18 protein-coding genes are annotated in these 20,922 nt (G+C 48.4%); 3 read left to right on the top strand and 15 right to left on the bottom strand.

Annotated elements, in window-relative coordinates; all coding sequences use genetic code 11:
- Window positions 1–75 precede the first annotated feature (75 nt).
- Complete coding sequence (gene lrp, locus CSW98_RS00490; protein WP_100798489.1) at window positions 76–570, bottom strand: leucine-responsive transcriptional regulator Lrp; 495 nt, start codon at window positions 568–570, stop codon at window positions 76–78.
- Between the two features lie 154 nt (window positions 571–724).
- Between lrp and ald the strand changes: the two genes are divergently transcribed.
- Window positions 725–1,846: an alanine dehydrogenase gene (gene ald / locus CSW98_RS00485; protein ID WP_100798488.1), complete on the top strand. Its 1,122-nt coding sequence runs from the start codon at window positions 725–727 to the stop codon at window positions 1,844–1,846.
- A gap of 12 nt (window positions 1,847–1,858) precedes the next feature.
- On the opposite strand, the gene cysB is transcribed toward ald, so the two are convergent.
- Window positions 1,859–2,833, bottom strand: coding sequence for an HTH-type transcriptional regulator CysB (gene cysB / locus CSW98_RS00480; RefSeq protein WP_100798487.1), 975 nt, complete (start codon window positions 2,831–2,833; stop codon window positions 1,859–1,861).
- Between the two features lie 393 nt (window positions 2,834–3,226).
- Between cysB and CSW98_RS00475 the strand changes: the two genes are divergently transcribed.
- Window positions 3,227–3,991, top strand: coding sequence for a DNA repair protein (locus tag CSW98_RS00475; protein WP_100798486.1), 765 nt, complete (start codon window positions 3,227–3,229; stop codon window positions 3,989–3,991).
- 147 nt (window positions 3,992–4,138) lie between these two features.
- On the opposite strand, the gene nifJ is transcribed toward CSW98_RS00475, so the two are convergent.
- On the bottom strand, window positions 4,139–7,720 hold the full coding sequence (nifJ, locus tag CSW98_RS00470) for a pyruvate:ferredoxin (flavodoxin) oxidoreductase (RefSeq protein ID WP_198517244.1): 3,582 nt from the start codon (window positions 7,718–7,720) through the stop codon (window positions 4,139–4,141).
- Between the two features lie 9 nt (window positions 7,721–7,729).
- Window positions 7,730–9,364 carry an NAD(P)-binding protein gene (locus CSW98_RS00465; protein WP_100798484.1) on the bottom strand — a complete coding sequence of 545 codons (1,635 nt, stop codon included), beginning with the start codon at window positions 9,362–9,364 and terminating at the stop codon, window positions 7,730–7,732.
- 502 nt (window positions 9,365–9,866) lie between these two features.
- On the opposite strand from CSW98_RS00465, the gene CSW98_RS00460 reads away from it, so the two are divergent.
- Window positions 9,867–11,141: an NRAMP family divalent metal transporter gene (locus CSW98_RS00460; RefSeq protein ID WP_100798483.1), complete on the top strand. Its 1,275-nt coding sequence runs from the start codon at window positions 9,867–9,869 to the stop codon at window positions 11,139–11,141.
- Between the two features lie 51 nt (window positions 11,142–11,192).
- Here CSW98_RS00460 and CSW98_RS00455 read toward each other — a convergent pair whose 3' ends face one another.
- The 11 genes from CSW98_RS00455 to CSW98_RS00405 form a co-directional block, all read right to left on the bottom strand.
- Window positions 11,193–12,398 carry an EAL and HDOD domain-containing protein gene (locus CSW98_RS00455; protein ID WP_100798482.1) on the bottom strand — a complete coding sequence of 402 codons (1,206 nt, stop codon included), beginning with the start codon at window positions 12,396–12,398 and terminating at the stop codon, window positions 11,193–11,195.
- 237 nt (window positions 12,399–12,635) lie between these two features.
- Window positions 12,636–12,866, bottom strand: coding sequence for a FeoC-like transcriptional regulator (locus CSW98_RS00450; RefSeq protein ID WP_100798481.1), 231 nt, complete (start codon window positions 12,864–12,866; stop codon window positions 12,636–12,638).
- Window positions 12,863–15,142 (bottom strand): Fe(2+) transporter permease subunit FeoB, encoded by a 2,280-nt coding sequence (gene feoB, locus CSW98_RS00445; RefSeq protein WP_100798480.1) that lies wholly within the window; start codon window positions 15,140–15,142, stop codon window positions 12,863–12,865. Before feoB ends, CSW98_RS00450 begins: the two co-directional genes overlap by 4 nt.
- Window positions 15,142–15,369 (bottom strand): FeoA family protein, encoded by a 228-nt coding sequence (locus tag CSW98_RS00440; RefSeq protein WP_100798479.1) that lies wholly within the window; start codon window positions 15,367–15,369, stop codon window positions 15,142–15,144. The genes feoB and CSW98_RS00440 overlap by 1 nt, the downstream gene beginning before the upstream one ends.
- Window positions 15,370–15,642: 273 nt before the next feature.
- Entirely contained in the window at window positions 15,643–16,179 is a 537-nt protein-coding gene (locus CSW98_RS00435) for a flavodoxin (protein WP_100798478.1), read from the bottom strand.
- A 156-nt stretch (window positions 16,180–16,335) separates the two neighbouring features.
- Complete coding sequence (locus tag CSW98_RS00430) at window positions 16,336–16,599, bottom strand: RnfH family protein (protein WP_100798477.1); 264 nt, start codon at window positions 16,597–16,599, stop codon at window positions 16,336–16,338.
- Window positions 16,600–16,601: 2 nt separating this feature from the next.
- The gene (locus CSW98_RS00425; protein ID WP_100798476.1) at window positions 16,602–17,285 is read right to left on the bottom strand and encodes an electron transport complex subunit E; all 684 of its coding nucleotides are present in this window, start codon (window positions 17,283–17,285) and stop codon (window positions 16,602–16,604) included.
- Complete coding sequence (locus tag CSW98_RS00420) at window positions 17,269–17,892, bottom strand: RnfABCDGE type electron transport complex subunit G (RefSeq protein ID WP_198517243.1); 624 nt, start codon at window positions 17,890–17,892, stop codon at window positions 17,269–17,271. The genes CSW98_RS00425 and CSW98_RS00420 overlap by 17 nt, the downstream gene beginning before the upstream one ends.
- A 2-nt stretch (window positions 17,893–17,894) precedes the next feature.
- Window positions 17,895–18,890: an RnfABCDGE type electron transport complex subunit D gene (locus tag CSW98_RS00415; RefSeq protein WP_100798475.1), complete on the bottom strand. Its 996-nt coding sequence runs from the start codon at window positions 18,888–18,890 to the stop codon at window positions 17,895–17,897.
- Complete coding sequence (gene rsxC / locus CSW98_RS00410) at window positions 18,883–20,379, bottom strand: electron transport complex subunit RsxC (RefSeq protein WP_100798474.1); 1,497 nt, start codon at window positions 20,377–20,379, stop codon at window positions 18,883–18,885. Before rsxC ends, CSW98_RS00415 begins: the two co-directional genes overlap by 8 nt.
- A complete protein-coding gene (locus CSW98_RS00405) occupies window positions 20,379–20,918 on the bottom strand; it encodes an RnfABCDGE type electron transport complex subunit B (protein ID WP_198517242.1) in 540 nt (179 codons plus the stop codon). Before CSW98_RS00405 ends, rsxC begins: the two co-directional genes overlap by 1 nt.
- Window positions 20,919–20,922: the final 4 nt, after the last annotated feature.

The following is a 20,922-nucleotide window of genomic DNA, read 5'->3' as shown; positions in this document are numbered from 1 at the left end:
CTTAACAGGCATTTGACATAAATATCATCCGGATATCCTTAATCCCTGCTTGTATTACCGGATTATTCTGAGTGATTAACGAGTCTGAATCACCAACTGGTTGGTCTGCTTCACTTCTTCCATCACCACATAAGTACGAGTATCGTTTACTCCCGGAAGACGCAACAGAGTATCACCCAGTAATCTGCGATATGCACTCATATCGGACACGCGGGTTTTCAGCAGGTAGTCGAAATCACCCGAAACCAGATGACACTCCTGAATATCATCCAGCTTCTGTACGGCAATATTAAATTGTTCAAATACATCCGGAGCCCCGCGGTTCAGCGTAATTTCTACAAACACAAGGAGTGATGCGTCCAGATACTGCGGATTAAGCAGTGCGGTATAGCCTGTAATATATCCCTGACGTTCGAGCCGACGAACACGTTCCAGACAAGGTGTTGGAGACAGCCCGACACGTTTGGACAGTTCCACATTTGAAATTCTTCCGTCTTTCTGCAGCTCATTAAGAATATTGCGATCAATACGATCAAGTTCCTTGGACGGTTTTGTATAATCGTCTGTCATTTTTATTCCACCTTATTACTTCCTTGCAATTGTATATTTTACAACCTGTTATTTTTCAAAAATCAAAATGTTACTTTTATATCGTCTATACTAAACAGTAGTTCGACAAGTCACCCTACACAGCTCATACAATCAATATCAATAAGGAGTCAGGATGATCATCGGCGTGCCAAAAGAAATCAAAAACCACGAATACCGCGTGGGTATGATCCCAGCCAGCGTCAGAGAAGTTATCTCTCACGGCCACCAAGTATATGTTGAAACCGGTGCCGGAACAGGTTCCGGTTTCTCAGACGATGATTACATCGCTGCAGGTGCATCCCTTCTCCCTACCGCTGCTGACATATTCGCCAAAGCAGACATGATTGTAAAGGTCAAAGAACCTCAATCGGCAGAGCGTGCTATGCTACGCGAAGGACAAATTTTATTCACCTATTTGCACCTTGCGCCAGATTTTCCACAGACAAAAGAGCTTATCAAGAGTAAAGCCATCTGCATAGCCTATGAGACTGTAACAGATAATATAGGTGGACTGCCACTATTAGCGCCAATGTCTGAAGTTGCCGGGCGAATGTCTGTGCAATCCGGTGCACAGTCACTGGAAAAGTCCCACGGTGGAAAAGGCATACTATTGAGTGGTGTTCCTGGTGTCGCACCGGCCAGAGTGCTGATTCTGGGGGGGGGTGTCGTCGGCTCAAATGCGGCCAGAATGGCTATCGGGCTGCGGGCTGATGTAACAATACTTGACCGGGATACCAACACATTACGCAAATTGGATCAGGAATTTCAGGGACAAGCCCGGCTAATATACTCAACCCGTGAAGCGCTGGATCTCTATCTGCCTCAGTCCGATCTAGTTATCGGTGCAGTGCTTATCCCCGGGGCTGCCGCACCCAGACTGGTCACCCGCGGACATCTCAGCCAAATGAAACCCGGCAGCGTTCTTGTCGATGTGGCCATTGATCAGGGAGGCTGTTTTGAAACCTCCCGACCGACTACGCATGCTCAGCCGACCTACATCATTGATGACATTGTGCATTACTGTGTCGCCAATATGCCCGGAGCGGTTGCCAGAACGTCAACCTATTCCCTGAACAATGCTACCCTGCCTTATATTCTTGCACTGGCGGATAAAGGATACCGGCGGGCTTTGCTGGAGGATAGAGGATTTCTGAAAGGTCTGAACGTTATATATGGCATGGTAACCTGTCAGGCCGTAGCAGAAACGTTTGACCTAACCTATACCGACGCAGAGCAGGCACTCCGCGCGGTGTAGTCAGTACACTCGTCACCGGATCGGTAGCTCAATGTCCTTAAACATCTCTTCGACTTCATCGTTATTTTTCAGTGCGATGGCTCGTTCAATAACCGGCCTGGTCAGATGTGGTGCAAAACGTTCCATAAAATCAAACATATAGGAGCGAAGAAAGGTTCCTCTTCTGAATCCGATGCTGGTGGTACTCGAACCGAAAATATGACTGGCGTCGATCACTACCAGATCTTTATCCTGTTCTCTATCTACCGCCATGCTGGCAATCACACCAACACCAATGCCCATGCGAACATAAGTTTTAATGATGTCGGCATCGGTCGCCGTAAACACGATTCTCGGCGTTAGTCCGGCTTTATTAAAGGCCTGATCCAGTTGAGAGCGTCCGGTAAAACCAAACACATAGGTCACCAGAGAATACGCCGCCAGATCGTCAATGCTAATGTTCTCTTTTTTCGCCAGCGGATGATCCTGTGTCACGACAATAGAACGATTCCAGTGGTAACAGGGCAGCATCACCACATCCTGATACAGGTGCAAAGCCTCTGTTGCAATCACGAAATTAGCCGTACCTTTGGCAACCGCTTCCGACATCTGAGATGGCGTCCCCTGATGCATGTGCAGAGAGACTTTCGGATAACGTTTGGTAAAGCCTTTGATGACATCTGGCAGAGCATAGCGAGCCTGAGTATGGGTCGTAGAAATATTCAGAATACCAGCTTCCGGGTTGGTATGTTCACCGGCAACAGACTTAATGCTCTCAACCCTGGACAGTATTTCTCTGGAAATCCGTACAATATCTTCACCGGCTGGCGTAATTTGGGTCAGGTGCTTACCGCTGCGTTCGAAAATCTGTACCCCGAGTTCATCTTCCAGTAAACGAACCTGCTTACTGATCCCCGGTTGTGATGTATACAGGTTTTCTGCCGTAGCCGATACATTAAGGTTATGGTTCACCACCTCAACGATATATTTGAGCTGCTGTAATTTCATTATGCCCCCGTGCTCTGATACCCATTAACACTTGTCGGTTCGGTATAAATAACTTCCATATAAATAATAGTTATAACGCTTAATCTTATAAAATGATAGTCAATCTTGTACAGGTATGTTCAGTGATTATGTTCACTTATATAGTCAAGTCCTCTTGAAAATGGATTCCATTCTCTGTCGATTTTCTAATCTGAGTCTCATTATTAATCTAGCCGGTCAATTCTTATGGCTTCAAAAACCCGGTCATGGCATGATCAGAAACACGTATCTGAGATTACTTACGAAAATTCAACGGGAAATAATGAAAACGTTATAAACATGGGTGTAGACACGATAAATAATAGTGTATCCTTATTTCTGCCATTTAATAAAAAATTATAGACGTCACTATATATGAGTATTGGTTTAATCATCGCACTTGTCGCTGTGCTTTTTGTTTTGATCATTGGCTACAACATTATGCTTCAATACAAAACCAGAATTGAGACAATGAAAAAACAGGAAGCCTCCCGCTTTCTGGCAATTATTGATGCTACGGAAGATCTGATCGGTAATGCTCACCATCTGCCTTTCAGTCTGGATCTGCTTGTCTGTCTGAATCAGCGCATACTGGATGCACTGGAAAGCATGCTGGAACTGGATCCGAAAAACCGGCAGCTGGCGCAGCGAGTCGAGAATATGAAGATGCAGATCCAACAGCTGAAAGAGTCCTATACCGGCGGTGAAAGTACCACATTCAAAGTGCCCAGCAGCGATAAACAGGCAATTATTATGCTGAAGCTGGTAAAACGCCTGCGGGATACTATCCGCAGCGAACATAACAAAGGCCGTTTTAATACTCAGGCCTATGTGACAGAAAATGCCCGTCTGGAAACTATTCAGATCCGTATCAATATTGAAAATGTGATTAAACGTGCAAATGAAGCTGTTGTACGTAATCAGGTTGGTACGGCTCGCCAGTTGCTGAAAAAAGGGATTGATGTTTTGTCATCCAAAAATGATGCTTACTCGATTCAGGCTAAAGATAAACTGACATCAATGCTGGGTGAACTGGATCAAAACAAGAAAGATCAGAATGCCGAAGAATTGCTGGCAATGGAAGAAAAAGAACGTTCCAGCGATATGGAAGCCCTGTTCGGCGCAAAGAAAAAGTGGTAACTACGCGGAAATTTGCTTTTGTTTCCGTTCGTTTTTTTACTTTACTGCAATAATGTTTTACTCTGCCACAATAAATAAAAGAGGCCGGGCATATTGTCCGGCCTTTTGTTTTTACGCCTTTCTTTTTACCGATTTTTCCGTCTGGTATTACTCAATATGTGGCGCAATGGCACCATCCGGTCTGGTGGCCAGCTCTTCATAAAACTGCCATTTCTGCTGTGCGACCTTCTGCGCCTGAGCCAGTACATGTCTGGCTACAACCGGATCCGTATCATACAGAATGCGGTATCTGGCTTCATTCATCCGGTATTCTTGCAGAGGAATGACAGGGCGCAGGGTATCCAGTGAGAACGGATTTTTCCCGACGTCTCTCAGCGCCGGATTGTACCGGAACAATGGCCAGTGACCGGATTTTACAGCCAGTAGTTGTTGCTGCAGGCCATCATTCATATTGATACCGTGAGCGATACAGTGGCTGTAGGCAATGATCAGTGAGGGTCCCCGGTATGCCTCAGCCTCCCGCATGGCAAACAGAGCCTGCTGCGGATCTGCGCCAATCGCAATCCGGGCGACATAGACATTGTTATAGGCAATAGCCTGCAACGCAATATCCTTCTTGCTCGCATTCTTGCCGGCAGCAGCAAACTTGGCGACGGCACCCAGCGGGGTTGATTTCGACATCTGACCGCCGGTATTGGAGTACACTTCCGTATCCATTACCAGCACATTAACGTCAGCTCCGCTGGCCAGTACATGGTCCAGCCCTCCGGCATCAATGTCGTATGCCCACCCATCACCGCCGACAATCCAGATCGAACGCCGGATCAGTTGATCAGCAACGGAGATAAGGTTCAGTGCGGCATTTGTACCCATAGCTTTCAGCCGCTGCTTAAGCCTTTCCACCCGTGTTATCTGCGCCTGAATATCCGATTCGGTTATCTGCTGTGCATGCAGTAACTGATCAACCAGTAAAGGTTCCAGTTCTTCTCGCTGCTCTATCAGCAACTGTTTTGCCAGCTCATTCTGTTTTACTGCCGCCAGACGAAAACCAAATCCGAATTCTGCATTATCTTCAAACAGCGAGTTTGACCAGGCAGGCCCGCGTCCTGCACTGTTTTTTGCCCATGGCGTTGTCGGAAGGTTTCCCCCATAGATGGACGAACAACCGGTCGCATTCGCCACCATTAACCGGTCACCAAACAGCTGAGACACGAGTTTCAGGTATGGTGTTTCACCACAGCCGGAACAGGCACCAGAAAATTCAAACAGAGGTTCAAGGAACTGTACCCCCCGAACATGGGAGAAATCGACACGGGAACGGTCGTTATACGGAATCGTCTCAAAAAACTGCAAATTGTCTTTCTCTGTCTGCAGGTAAGGCGCTTTCAACGCCATATTGATCGCCTTGCGTGACGATCCTTCTTCTCCTCGAGTCTGCACCGGACAGGCTTCTACACATAAGCCACACCCCGTACAGTCCTCTGCATATACCTGCAACGTATAACGGGTATCAGGAAAGCCGCGTGCCGATATTCCGGCAGATCGATATCCCTCAGGCGCACGGTTTAGCAGAGATTTATCGTAGAACTTAGCTCGGATGGCTGCGTGCGGACAAATCATGCTGCAGTTACCACACTGGATACAGTCTTCCGCTTCCCAGATAGGAATACGCTGCGCAATATTTCTTTTCTCCCATTTACTGGTGCCCGACGGATAAGTTCCGTCAACCGGCAGCATAGAAACAGGGATCCGGTCGCCATTACCTTTGATCATCTCCGCCGTGACTTTTTTCACAAACTCAGGCGCATGCTCCGGTACAGGACACCGCACTTCCCGGCCATTGACTACCGAATCGGGGATAGCCACCGGATACAGATTCGCCAGAGCCTGATCCACAGCAGCAAAATTTTTGCGTATCAGTTCTGCCCCTTTACGGGCATAGGTTTTTTCTATCGCTTTTTTGATCTTACCGATGGCCTTATCTTTATCCATCACCCCGGACAGAGCAAAAAAGCAGGTCTGCATAATGGTATTTATCCGGTTACCCATACCGGTTTCCCGGGCAACTTTGTAAGCGTCAATGACAAAAAAGTGCATCCGCTTTTCAATCAGTTTACTTTGCAGGCGCTCAGGCAGAGTGTCCCAGACTACGTCTCTGGCGGCAGGACTGTTCAGCAGGAAAGTCGCCCCTTCTGCGGCCTTAGCCAGCATATGGGTTGTCTCTGTAAATGTCTCCTGATGGCAGGCAATAAAGTTGGCCGACTGAATCAGATACGGGCTGTTGATAGGGTGATGACCAAAGCGAAGATGAGATTCCGTCTGTGAGCCGGATTTTTTCGAATCATACACAAAGTACCCCTGAGCAAAAAAATCAGGATCCTCGCCAATGATCTTTATGGTGTTTTTATTGGCTCCCACGGTTCCGTCTGCTCCCAGTCCGTAGAACAAGGCTCTGACAACCCCAGTGGGTTCGATATCAAAGTCTTCATCAATACTGAGGTTCGAATGGCTGACATCATCAATAATTCCGAGCGTAAAATGCTGCTTCACCGGCTGCCCCTGCAGATTATCAAACACGGCCTTAACCATAGCCGGTGTAAATTCTTTGCTCGACAAACCATATCGTCCGGCTACGATTTTAGGAAGGTGCGCAAAATGCTCAGCGTGTTCCACCAACGCCGTTAATATGTCCTGATACAGAGGATCACCATTTGCTCCCGTCTCTTTTGTCCGGTCGAGCACAGCAATCGCTTTTACAGTATCAGGTAACGCTTCCAGTAAATCCTTTGCCGGCAGAGGCCGGTACAGATGAACCTGAATGACTCCGACTTTTTGTCCCTGCCCGGTCAGATAAGTCACCGTCTCTTTAACCGTTTCCGCTCCGGAGCCCATAATGATAACGACATATTCCGCATCAGCAGCACCTGAGTACTCCATCAGCCGATATTGTCTGCCACCCAGTCCGGCGAACTGATCCATGCATGACTGAACGATATCCGGAGTCGCCGTATAAAACGGAGTAACGGTTTCCCGCCCCTGAAAATAGACATCCGGATTCTGTGCCGTACCACGGATAAATGGCGTATCCGGACTCAATCCCCTCTCTCTGTGCTCTCTGACCAGACGATCCGATATCATTTCACGTATGACGTTGTCCGGTATCAGACTGATTTTATTCACTTCATGCGATGTCCGGAAACCATCAAAAAAGTGCAGAAACGGGATACGGGAACGCAGGGTCGCTGCGTGAGCAATCAACGCCATATCATGCGCTTCCTGTACAGAGGATGAGGCCAATAATGCAAACCCGGTTCCTCTTGCGGCCATTACATCCTGATGATCACCAAAGATAGACAACCCCTGCGCAGCCAGAGAACGGGCTGCAACGTGGAAAACCGCCGGAGTCAGTTCTCCGGCAATCTTATACATATTCGGCAGCATCAGCATCAACCCCTGCGATGCGGTAAAGGTTGTGGTCAGAGCCCCGCTCTGCAATGCGCCATGTACGGTTCCTGCCGCACCGCCTTCACTCTGCATTTCCGCAATTAACGGGATATTTCCCCAGATATTCGGTTTGTCTTCAGCCGCCCACTGGTCAGCAAACTCGGCCATCGTTGAAGATGGCGTTATGGGATAGATACCGCAGACTTCACTCACCCGGTAAGCAATATATGCAGCCGCTTCGTTTCCGTCACAGGTGTACATGACGGCTTGCTCATTCTGTTTCATCATCCGCTCCTATAACCTGACTTCTGCTTCCAGCATTTCAATCGCATGACACGGGCACTGGGCATAGCAGGCACCGCAACCGACACATTTGTCATAATCAATCCGGAATCCTTTGCCTTTACCCAGTTTGATAATAGCTTCGTTAGGACAGGCACCGTAACAGCCATCACATTCAAAACAGTTCCCGCACGAGTAGCAGCGCTGAGCTTCATAAAAGGCTTCTTCTTCACTCAGGCCTCCGACGACTTCATCAAAGTTGACAGAACGGATCTCTGGTGCGACGGCCGGCTGTTCCCGTTGCTCTGCATCGGTCTTATACCAGAGGTGCAGTTGCTCATACGTCACCAGAGGCTTTTTCTGCACTTTGTTGTAGGTTTGGTTATGCAGATAAGCATCGATATGCGCCGCCGCTTTTTTACCGTGTCCGACGGCAACTGTCACAGTACGCTCACTCGGCACCATGTCACCACCGGCGAATACCCCCGGATACCCCGTCATCATCTGATCGTTGACCATGACAATACCACCGGATTTATGTTCGGTTCCGGGCAGGTTCCGGGTCAGTTTTGAATCGATATTCTGCCCCAGCGCCAGGATCAGAGAATCCGCCTGTATCGATTCCATTTCCCCGGCCGGCATAGGGTAACCATCATCATTCAGTTCCATCTTTTCCAGTATAAAACGGCTTCCGTCGATCTGATTAATGGTTCTGAGCCAGAGAAATTCCACGCCCTCTTCTTCGGCTTCTTTACATTCAAAATCATGAGCCGGCATATGGGCTCTGTCACGCCGGTAAACGACCGTTACCTGTGCCCCTTTTCTTCTGGCGGTGCGGGCGGCATCCATTGCCGTATTTCCGCCACCGTAAACAATAACCCGTTCTCCGAGATCCGGTGCTTCTCCCATTTCATTGCTGCGCAGGTAAGACACCGCTTCAAATGTACTGTCGTGCTCTTCACTCGGGATTTCTACTCCCCGGCCGACATGTGCTCCGACCGCAATAAACACCGCATCAAACTGACCGGAGACTTTCTCTGCCAACAGATCTTCAACGGTATGGTTAAGCACAATCCGGATGCCCATGTCTTCAATACGCCGGATTTCTTTTCTCAGTACATCTCGCGGTAAGCGATAGGCCGGGATCCCGAACAACATCATTCCTCCTGCCATAGGAGCCGATTCCCGGATTTCAACATCATGTCCCTTACGTTTGAGGTGGTAAGCCGCTGCCAGTCCGCTGGGACCAGCACCAACGATCAGCACTCTTTTTCCGGTCTGTCTGACTTCAAAACGCACCGGCCAGCCTTCTTCCAGAGCTTTATCACCCAGGAAACGTTCTACCGCATGAATGCTCACCGCCTGATCCACATTCGTTCGGTTACAGGCATTTTCACACGGGTGATAGCACACCCGTCCGTGTACAGCCGGAAGAGGGTTATTCAGTACCAGTTCCTGAAAAGCCTCTTCATAACGTTTTTCCTGTGCCAGAGAAAGCCACTGCTGAATATTACTGCCGGTTGGACAGGCATAGTTACAGGGAGGAATCGTGTTGGAATAAACAGGGAAACGGGTTCGTACCGGACCTAAGCCTTTCTTGACCGTAAGATCGGGGGGCGGGGTCATATCTCTCGGAGACATACTCATATTGCTCTACCTTTCATTGCAAAAGGAAGCGTCCATGTACAACACCGGCAGGCGCTTCATGATTTTATTAATGAGAATACGCTAACTATAGATACTTTTATCAAATCGTGTTGCAGCCACAGGTAAATTTATGAATGACGTCATAACCGGATCAATCCCCGGGAATAAAAGTTCGTAAAATATTATTTACGACATGGTCAATTTTTTTTATCGTTTTTTCACCCGTATAGATACTATTATCTGCATACGTGCACATCAATTATCGGAATAATCATCTAACACACACTAGAAATACAGCATTAATCATTAAATGAGTAAATGTGCAATCTTGCACATACCACTGATACGGTAAAAAATAACCCTCTGTACCAGAATATTGCTTCAAACGGGAAAGTATCTTCCAGCACTTGATTTTTCTGGCTCATCTATTCCTGCCAATATCCCGGAGCTATCCGGCAAGCAGAATAAAAACAAAACAAAATCTATAAAAAGGAAATCTGATATGCATAACACAGCAGCAGTCGAAGGTGCAGGCAGTACCGGAAGACTGGGAGAACTGGCCAGAAGTTTTGGCCCCGGTATTATGATGGCTACCGCCGCCGTTGGTGGTTCACACCTTGTTTCATCCACCAAAGCCGGTGCCATATATGGCTGGCAACTCGCCGTAGTGATCCTGCTCGTCAACCTGTTTAAGTATCCTTTTTTCCGCGCAGGCGTTCAGTACACGATGGGAACCGGGGAAAGTCTGATCGAGGGTTACAGCAAGATGGGTCGGGCGTACCTCTGGGTATTTACTGCCCTGAGCATGGTTGCGGCAGTTGTTAACACAGCGGCTCTGGCACTGTTCAGTGCCAGTCTTCTAGGTTATTTCTCACCGTTTGATCTGTCACTCACGGCCAATGCAGCAATTATCCTGCTGGTTTGTCTGGCTATTCTGCTTGGCGGACAGTACAAAGCTCTGGACGGACTCTCAAAAACCATTATGCTCGTTCTGGTGGTTGCTACTGTTCTGGCAGTACTGATCGCTTCAGGAAACGGGGCTGTCGCACCGGCTGATTATCAGGCACCGTCTGCCTGGAGTATCGCCGCTATCGGTTTTATTGTGATTATGATGGGCTGGATGCCGGCACCGATAGAGATTTCTTGTCTCACATCCATGTGGCTGAAAACACAAAGAAAAGAGCAGGCTGTTACTGCAAAATCTGCACTATTCGATTTTAATGTCGGCTATATAGGTACTGCTCTGCTGGCTGTGGTATTTCTGGCTCTGGGGGCTTTAGTACTGCATGGTAACGGTCAGGAACTGAAAACATCCGGTATCGGCTTTTCCCATCAGTTGGTCAGTATGTATGCAACCACTATCGGTGAATGGTCACGTTACCTGATCGCCGTGGTCGCCTTTTTCTGTATCTTCGGCAGTACCATTACTGTCGTTGACGGTTATGCCCGGGCTCTGGCGGAAGCACAGTTGCTGATACAGGATAAAGAACTGGAGCAGAAAAAATACCACAATGGCTGGATGTTGCTGGTCAGTGCTGCGGCCATGGTCGTTTTAATGTTCTTTACATCCGCGCTGATGACTATGCTGAACTTCGCTATGATCCTGGCATTTATGACCACCCCCGTGTTCGCCCTGCTTAACTACCGTCTGGTGGTGCAGGCAAAACTAGAAGGTGAATTGGCTCTAACCCCGCGAATGAAGGCTCTGTGCTGGATCGGTCTGACTTATCTGTTCGGTTTTCTGGGCGTGTTTGTCTGGTGGAAGTGGCTGATGTAATTCTTTTTAGCGTGTCATCCCTGGCTGCAGGGATGACACACTCCAGGTCGATTAGCTGAATACTTCATCCGTCCAGCAAATTGAATGCTGATAGGCTTCAGAGACCGCTGCTTCACTCAGCTTCAGTTGTCTCTCAAGACCGACCACTTTCGGCCAGTCTGCCTGTTCGATAGCAATCACCAGAGCTAATACCTCCCCCAGAACCCCTTCTTTCAAAATAAGGGCATTCTGTATTTCCTTACTCACCGGCAGAGAAGCGGCAATACTTTCCAGATCCTGATCCAGTAAAGAGTCGAGCAGAGAGAACATCCCGCACAGGAACCCTTTATCCCTGTTTTCATCATGGCTAACGGTCTGCATAATCAGCTCACAAAACCGGCCTCTCTGAATCGAAAGGTTATACAAGGCTTCAGGCTTACCCTCATTTACGATGGCTAACGCCACCAGAGAAACAAACTTTCTGACTTTATCTTCACCAAGATAAGCCAGCGCCTGCCGGAAGGAACTGATCTCCGTTTTAATAGAAGAGGTAGCATTAACATAACGCAACAACTTAAATGACAGTGTCACATCCGAAGAGATCAACTTCTCAACCTGGACAAAATCAATCTCTTCACTGGCGATATACTTCAGCAGTTCGATAACCGTATTAAAAGACGGTTTAATGGTTTTCTTCTCGATGATCTCCGGTCTGCCGAAGAAATACCCCTGAAAATAATCAAAACCAACATTGCATGCTTTTTCAAATTCATCATAAGTTTCGACCTTTTCTGCCAGAAACTTAATCTCTGTTTCTTCCAGACGCTTGATCAGTAAAGCCGCCTTAGGAATAGATACCTGATGAATATCCAGCTTAATAATATCCACATAGGGCAAAAACCGGTTCCATTCCGGGGACGGAATGAAATCATCCAGAGCAACCTTATACCCCTTCGATTTCAGTGACTTAATTTCTTTCAGCAATTCATCTGAAGGAATACTCGTCTCCAGGATCTCTATCACCATCTGTTCTTTCGGGAACAAAACCGGTGTTTGTTTCAGAATACTGTCACAGGTAAAGTTAACGAACCCCAGTTTGCCATCAATGGTCTGCCCCTGATAAGTCAGAAACTGTTCAATCAACAGCCTGCTGGTGGCATGCTCCGGATCAACCAGCGGGAACGCATTATTCGGTCCGTCCCGGAAGAGTAACTCGTAGGCAATCGTTTTCTTTTCTCTGTCTAAAATAGGCTGTCTGGCCACATAGGAATATTGCATAACAGGAACCAATGTCACATTTGAAGGAGTTTTAATAACTTTCTAATATTAATTAGACCGGAATAATAATCGTGTTTCAGCTCTTTAACAAGACCGACCTTATCCGGTTACCGTATACAAAAACCGCTTGTCTATAAAAACCGACTGTATACAAAAACCGTACGGCAGACACCAAAGATACCAGCCAGAAGGCGCAAAGTGTGACAAAAAAAGCCTGTCAGTAACAGGCCTTTCGTTTCACTGGATGATTGTCAGAGGGATCTGATCTGGTTCATTCCAGTGGTATCTTATTTTCCGGATATTCCTGCGCTTATCCAGCTCGATGGTTTGCGACAATTTTCCTTTGCGGATCCAAATTCCGAGCATAGCTTCGACACCATCCTCACTCAGGGCAAAGTGCCGGGCAAGTTCATCCCTTGAGACACCTTGATGTTGCTGTATGTACTCTTTCAGCTCAGAAATGATCACAGTGAGACCATCTCCCCCTGCAGCTTCTTCTGCCCCTGTTTTTTCAGATACAGATACGTTCCGCTCCAGATACCCAGTACAACAACCATCCAGACCGCACTCGTCACCGGATGAATACTGAAATGCATCAGATTATGGTAGAAAGCTGCCCCGGTATAAGCCAGTAACATGGTATATCCGGCGATAAAAGCAGCAAACTTATCACCAAAGTCTTTTACATAGGCTCCCATTGCGGCTACGCATGGCGTGTAGAGCAGAATAAAAATCAGGTATGCAAACGCAGCATGGGCCGATACAAAATGAGCCTTCAGATTACCAAAAATACTGATATCCACGCCCTGCTCTTCAGCAACAGTACTCTCATCAGAGAGGTCTCCGACTTCGATGCCCAGCGGATCGCTAAAACTCAGCCCCAGCAAGTTTTCTGGAATAGTCATAACCGCTTCTTCTAAGCTGGCAAACAGGTCATAGCCAGCATCATCACCAGCAGAAGCACTGGAGTATAAACTGTTCAGTGTTCCGACTACGGCTTCTTTTGCAAAGATCCCAGTGATAATGCCAACGGTTGCCGGCCAGTTATCCTTTTCCACTCCGATAGGCTCAAACACAGGAGTCACGACCTGAGCAGCCCGTGACAGAACTGAATTTTTACTGTCTTCATTGCCGAAAGTGCCGTCCATTCCCAGAGAATTAAAGAAACTCAGAATGGTTACCACAATGACTATCGTTTTACCCGCTCCGAGCACAAAACGTTTCAACTTCTGCCAGGTTTTAATCAGTACGTTCTGCATAGTCGGAATTTCATAATCCGGCATTTCCATCAGAAAGGCTTCACTGTTTCCCGGGTACAGCGTCTTTTTCAGTAATAATCCTGTTCCTACCGCTGCCAGAATTCCCAGAATGTATAGCGCAAATACAATATTCTGCCCGTTCCCCGGGAAAAAGGCCGCAGCAAACAGCGCATAAACAGGTAAACGTGCACCACAGGACATAAACGGCACCATTGCGGCTGCCAGCTTACGTTCTCTTTCCTGATCCAGTGTCCGGGTCGCCATAATCGACGGCACGTTGCAGCCAAAGCCCAGAACCAGAGGAACAAACGCCTTACCCGGCAAACCAATCTTCTGCATCACTTTGTCCAGTACAAAAGCCGCCCGAGCCATATAACCCGAGCTTTCCAGTACCGCCAGAAACAGATAGAGAGCAGCAATAACCGGCACAAACGTCGCAACGGTCTGAATACCACCACCAATGCCATCGGCCAGCAGGGTCACCAACCATACCGGGAACACGTCGTCCAGAAGATAATGGCCACCATCCACCAGCAAGGCACCGACACCAATATCAAAGAAATCAATAAAGGAACTGCCGATATTGATGGAGAACATAAACATCAGGTACATAACGATAAAAAAGAAAGGCACACCCATCCATTTACTCAGTACCAGCTTATCGACTTGTTCAGAAAAACTGCGGCTCAGTTTGCCTTCTGTTTTACGAACTTTTTTCAGCAGGGTATGAATATAGGTATATTTGGTATCAGCTACCTGCAGGTCGATATCAAGATCAAGAGCTGCAACGGTATTATTGACGATGTTTCTGTCGTCTTCTGTCAGAGCGTTCAATACCAGCGTATCACGTTCCAGAGCCCGAATCGCCAGAGCACGGGCAGATACTTCTGCATTAGTCCAGATCGGAGCCAACTGCCCGATCGCCGGTTCCAGCTCATCGCCATAGTGTAAGGTGATGTCATTCAGTGCGACACCCTGAACCAGTGATTTATGCAGTTTTTCTTTTAGCCGGCTGACATCCAGAGCACTGGTTGCCGACAGGCTGATCACCGGACAACCCAGTGCTTTTTCCAGAGAGGAAACATCCAGAGCCTGCCGGTTACGTTGCAGTACATCCATTTTGTTCAGTACCACAATCATAGGACGGCCCAGCTCGCGGAGCTGAAGCGTCATATACAGGCTGCGCTCAAGGCAACTGGCATCCACAACGTTGATGATCAAATCGGCAGAATGGGTAAGAACGGCTCTTGATGCAATCGATTCATCGATACTGTTGCTATCGTTGCCACTGTCCAGAGAATAGATACCCGGCAGGTCAGTCAGGTGGAAGCGTTCTCCGGCATGGGTATATTGTCCGGTTTTTTTCTCAACAGTAACACCGGCCCAGTTACCAACCTGTTGTCTGGCTCCGGTCAGAGCATTAAACAGCGTTGTTTTACCGCTGTTTGGGTTACCTACGGTTAAGATGTGATACTGAGATGGCATTATTGCACCTCCACTTCAATCTGAGCAGCAATACTATTACGCACCGCCAAAGACACGCCACGTACCGCTATTTGCATAGGGTCTCCCATTGGAGCACGTCTTACTACCTGAATCTCAGTAGACGGTAATACTCCCATTACCATCAGTTTTTTTCTAATATCACCCGATAAACCGGAGAAACCGGAAACAACAGCAATATTTCCGTTATCTAGCTCACTCAATCTCATCTTACCTTACCCTTATTGCTAACTAAAAAAGCAATGATTTTCATTACCCCTGAGAATGGAAACAATTTGTAATTAGCATTAACGTTCAGATTATAGCGATAAACCAAAAGAGTAAATACTCAATGACGTTTCAAAAATCCGTTTTTTTTTGCGCTAGATCATGGGTTGTCAAACTAATGTTAAACCCTGTAAGAAAGGATATTTCTGAATATCAGGAAGCGGTAGCCAATGTTTGCCGCTTCCCGATAGTCTAATTACTTTATTTTCAGATCATTACAGCCCCATCTCTGCTTTTATCTGTTCAACCCAGCCGGTGACCCGCTCTTCACTCAGACTGGCCTGGTTATCTTTATCGATGACCAGACCGACAAAACAGCCTTCGTCCACAGCAGCTGATTCATTAAATTCATAACCGTCTGTCGGCCAGCGCCCAACCAATTCGGCACCGCACTCGGCCACACAGTCATACAACTCACCCAAGCCGTCCACAAATTCATCCGGATAGTTCACCTGATCACCCAGACCAAACAGTCCGACTTTCTTACCTGACAAATCAATATCATCAAAGTTAGGCACAAACTCTGCCCAGCTTTCTGCCTGACATTCAGACTCCAGACCGGGTAACTGCCCCTCCCCCAAAGTCGGCGTGCCCAGCAGCAGATAGTCATAGTCATCAAATGCAGAGACATCGACACGGTTGATATTCAGTGGCTTATCTGCCAGATCATCACCCAGTTGCTTTTGGATCATTTTTGCGATTTTTCGGGTACTGCCTGTATCCGTACCAAAGAAAATTCCAATTTTTGACATCTTTCACTCCTTGAAATCGAACATAGCCATTTAGAATCGAACATAGTCATTTAGAGTTTTGCAAAAGGCATACCTTTTATAATTATCTGATTTTATTAACTTTAAAATACAGACGACTCACTACTCACACACAATTTGTCGCAAAGCCGACAACCATTAGTCATCCTCATCGTCGTCTTCATCATCAGGCTGCCAGATCAGCGGCCGGTAGATCTCTACCCGGTCACCTTCATTCAGGGTCGCTTCCAGCGAAGAGAGCTTACCGAACACACCGACTTTCTGCGTATCCAGCCGGATGTCCGGAAACATCGACAGGATCCCCGATGTGTGGATAGCCGTCATCAGAGTGGCGTTGTCTTCTATGTCCACAGGTAACCATACCTGTTCATTTTTCAGCGCATACGCAACACTTACTTTCATCGTTACCCCCTGACCAAATGTTCATCCGTCGTATCTTTTTTCTGCCGTAGCAAGAGTTCCGCTTTCTGTTTTATCCCCAGAAATGCCCCAAGAATAAGAAAGCCTCCCGGTGGAAGGATCACCAGCAACAGTCCGCGGTAGTCAGAAATAACCGTCGTTTCCAGAAAAGAAAAGCTGTCTCCCAGCAGAAGGCTGGCATTGGTGAAAAGCGTCCCGCTACCTATGATTTCCCGGATCCCCCCCAGAACCGTCAATACCCAGGTAAAACCCAGCCCCATAGCCAGACCATCCACCACTGACGACAACACCGGAGAACGTCCGGCAAAAGACTCAACCCGTCCGAGGATGGCACAGTTGGTCACAATCAGAGGAATGAACAGGCCAAGTACCTTGTGCAGAGGATGCAGCCAGGCATTCAGTATGGCATCCGTCAGGGTAACCAGTGTCGCAATAATTATAATGTTCACCGGTATCCTGACTGCTTTACTGATCAGCTTTTTTCCCATCGACGTCAGCATGTTAGAAGCAACCATAACCGCCGTCGTCGCCAGCCCCAGCCCCAGCCCGTTGGTGGCACTGCTGGTTACAGCCAACAACGGACAGAGTGCCAGCGACTGACTAAGCACAATATTCTTATCCCACAGCCCTTCTCTGACTATGCTTTTATACTTATTCTCCTGACTCATCACGACTCTCCTTTTCCTTTTTCAGTGCTAGCATTGCCTTATGCACCCCTCTGACAACACTCCTCGGCGTGATGGTCGCGCCGCTGAACTGATCAAAATCTCCGCCATCTTTTTTTACTGCCCACAAAGGCGTATTTTCCAGCGAACGGTCGTTAAAACTCAGCACCCAGTTACTTTTTTCCAGCTCAATCTTATCGCCAAGCCCCGGTGTTTCTGAATGACTGAGGATACGTACTCCCCGGATCACACCTCGCGTATCGACTCCGATCAGATACTGGATCGCCCCGCTGTAACCCTCTTCACTTCCACGGATCACATAGTGTGTCAAAGCTCCGTTTTCACCCCGTACATCAAAAATACGATAGGTTTGTCCGCCCAGCTCTACATCCTGCCCGCAGGCAAACACATCATTGGTATAAGCGGCTCCGTCCAGAACCTGAATCAGCAATGCATTCTGATCTTCAGCCACCCGTTCAGCGATTACCGGCTTGGTATAAAACTGAACGATGACCAGCAGAGCCGCTGCCAATCCACAGGTTACGGCCAGTAATATTGACTGGTAGGAAATCGTCTCTTTCCATGCTTCTGTTTTTGTCAGTATCGACATGGTCATTTCTCCACTACAGAACGGCTGCCAAAGATATCCGGACGCAGGTAATGGTCAATCAGAGGACTGGCAGCGTTCATGATCAGCACTGCAAACGCGACCCCTTCCGGATAACTGCCAAAACTGCGGATCAGCCAGATCAGTACCCCGCAGGATGCACCATACAATAACTGACCTTTAACACTGGTCGGTGAGGTCACCAGATCCGTGGCGATATAAAATGCCCCCAGCATAGCCGCACCACTGAACAGATGTGTTGTAGCCGGTAAAAACTGCTCCGGGCTGACCCATGAACTGATGGCTGCAGGAAGTCCCAGCCCCATAAGAAATGCAACAGGAATGGCCCAGTGAATAATGCCCTTGTAAATCAGGTACAGCCCGCCCAACAAAATAAGTAAGGCACTGGTTTCTCCCAGACTTCCGGAATGCGCACCGATGAATAGGGAGAAAAGCTGCGTCGATTCATCCACAATCCCACTTAGCGATGTGGCCGAAGTTACTCCGTCAAACCGGAACCATGCATCGGGCACCAGCACCTGATTATGACTGAAATCAATCGGTGCCGGCACCGACCAGTTAGTCATCTCGACAGGAAAGCAGATAAGCAGCATCACCCGCGCCAGCATAGCCGGGTTAAACAGATTCTGCCCCAGTCCTCCATATATCTGCTTCCCGACCACAATAGCGAATACTCCGCCAAAAGCGCACAGCCACAAAGGCACCGTCGGCGGCAGGCTCATCGCAAGCAGCACCCCCGTCAGCATAGCAGAACCATCCAGACAAGCCCGGGCATTGCGTCCCATCACCTTCAGACAAAAATATTCACTCAGCACAGCCACTACTGGCGTCAGCAGCAATGCATACAGGCTGTTCAGGCCAAACTGGTAAACACCAAATATCACAGCAGGAACTAAGGTCAGAAGTACGGTGTACATGATCCTGACGCTGGTATTTTCACTATGGGAAAAGGGTCCCGTTGCCGATTCATAATTAATCATTGATGGCCTCCTTCGCTTTCTCACTACGGGATGATGTCCGCGGAGCCCGTTTGCGACCCGCCGATTTGGCAGCCTTAGCCGCCTTTTTGGCTTCCGCTTCTTTTAGCAGACGAGCTTTTCTGGCTTCAGTCAGAATCTTGGCCTGAGCAGAACGCTTCTCTTTCAGCTTACCTGCATTAATAGCCCCCTTGGCATGCTGAAAGTATTGCACCAAAGGAATCGCCGACGGGCAGACATAGCTGCAGGCTCCGCAGGCCAGGCAGTAGTTCACCCCCAGCTCTTCGGTCTTTTTAAAATCGGATATCCGACTATAGGCCGCCATCTGAAATGGCATCAGTCCCATAGGACACGCACGCACACACTGACCACAGCGAATACATTCCTGATGCTCCCGCTCTTTCACCTCGTCAGCCGTCAGAGCAAGGATCCCCCCGACGCATTTATCTACCGGGATATGCGGAGAGGTGATCACCTGCCCCATCATCGGGCCACCAAAAATCAGGCGTTCTGTTTCGGTACTGAAACCGCCGCAGAACTCAAGAATTTCACTCACCGGAGTACCGACCGGTACTTCAATATTGGCAGGAGAGGCGATCCCCTTACCGGACACGGTGATCAACCGGCTCACCAGCGGCTGGTTAAAACGAACAGCATGATAAACGGCTCTTGCTGTGGCAATGTTATGCACAAGAATGCCTATGTGCGTCGACAACTTGCCCAGAGGAACCGTCTGCCCGGTTACTGCTTTGATCAAATGCCGTTCCGATCCCATCGGATAGATACTCGGCACACTCATTACCCGGATATTGTCATCATCAGAAGCCGATGAGGTTAACTGACTCAGTGCAGCTGCTTTGTTGTCTTCTACACCAATAATGGCTTCATGTGCTCCTACCGCTTTCAGCATCAGGCGGATACCGGCTATGACTTCCGCCGAGTATTCCTGCATCGCCAGATCATCGCAGGTCAGATAAGGTTCACATTCCCCGCCGTTTATCACCAGTGTGGTCGCATTCGCCTGACGGGCAAATCTCAGTTTTGCTGCTGTCGGGAAGCCTGCACCACCTAATCCTACGATACCCGCGTCCTGAATTTTGTTGATGATCTCGTCCGGCTCAAATCCGTAAACATTGCCGTGATTAAACCGGGTACCCCAGCTCTTGTCCTGATTTGCCCGGATGATCAGTGTTTCACAGCGAGCTTTGGACGGGTGAGACGTCAGGTGTTCGGTGATCCCAGTGACCATACCATTCACCGGGGCATGAATCGGAGCAACCATACCGGAACGCCCGATCGCGACCAACTGTCCACGGGTGACGTGATCACCAACGCTGACAACCGGTTTAAGCAATGCCCCGTTTCTCAGTTGCAGCGAAAGATAGACATTACGCGGCCAGAAATTTTTCACGATATCGCTGTTACTGGTCAGCGACTTATATGTTTTCGGGTGAATACCGCCCCGAAACGGACGGCTGAATACAGTCTGCATTATCGGTCTCCCTGACTGGCTAATTCTTGTGTGGGTTTAGGCCAGTACCAGATCCTGACGTCCGGCTCCATAGGTTCTACCGTCAGACAGCCCTGAGGGCAGACCTGAGAGCAGAGCTTGCACCCGGTGCAAACATCACTCAACACGGTATGGATCTGTTTTGAGGCTCCAACAATGGCATCAAACGGGCAAGCTTTATAACAACGGGTACAGCCGCTGCAATTGTCCTCATCAATCCGGGCTACCCATTGCACATCTTCTTCACGCATCTCCAGAGAAACGCCCAGCAGCTCTGCAACTGCGGTGGTTAATGCTGCGCCACCGGGCGGACAAGCCGCCGGGCTTAATTCCCCTCTTGCCATTGCTTCTGCAGCCTGACGGCAACCGGCTTCACCACACTGGCCACACTGTCCGCCCGGCATCAGTGCCTCTATCTGATCCACCAGAGGGTTACTCTCTACCTGAAACACCTTAGCCGCATAGCCAAGTGCTCCGCCAAGCAAGGCGCCAAGTACAATAAAAAAAATCACTGAAATCATGTTT

Source organism: Vibrio sp. HA2012, from assembly GCF_002812955.1.
In the GTDB taxonomy this organism is placed as follows: Bacteria; Pseudomonadota; Gammaproteobacteria; order Enterobacterales; family Vibrionaceae; genus Vibrio.
This window is presented reverse-complemented; position numbering and strand designations above follow the sequence as displayed.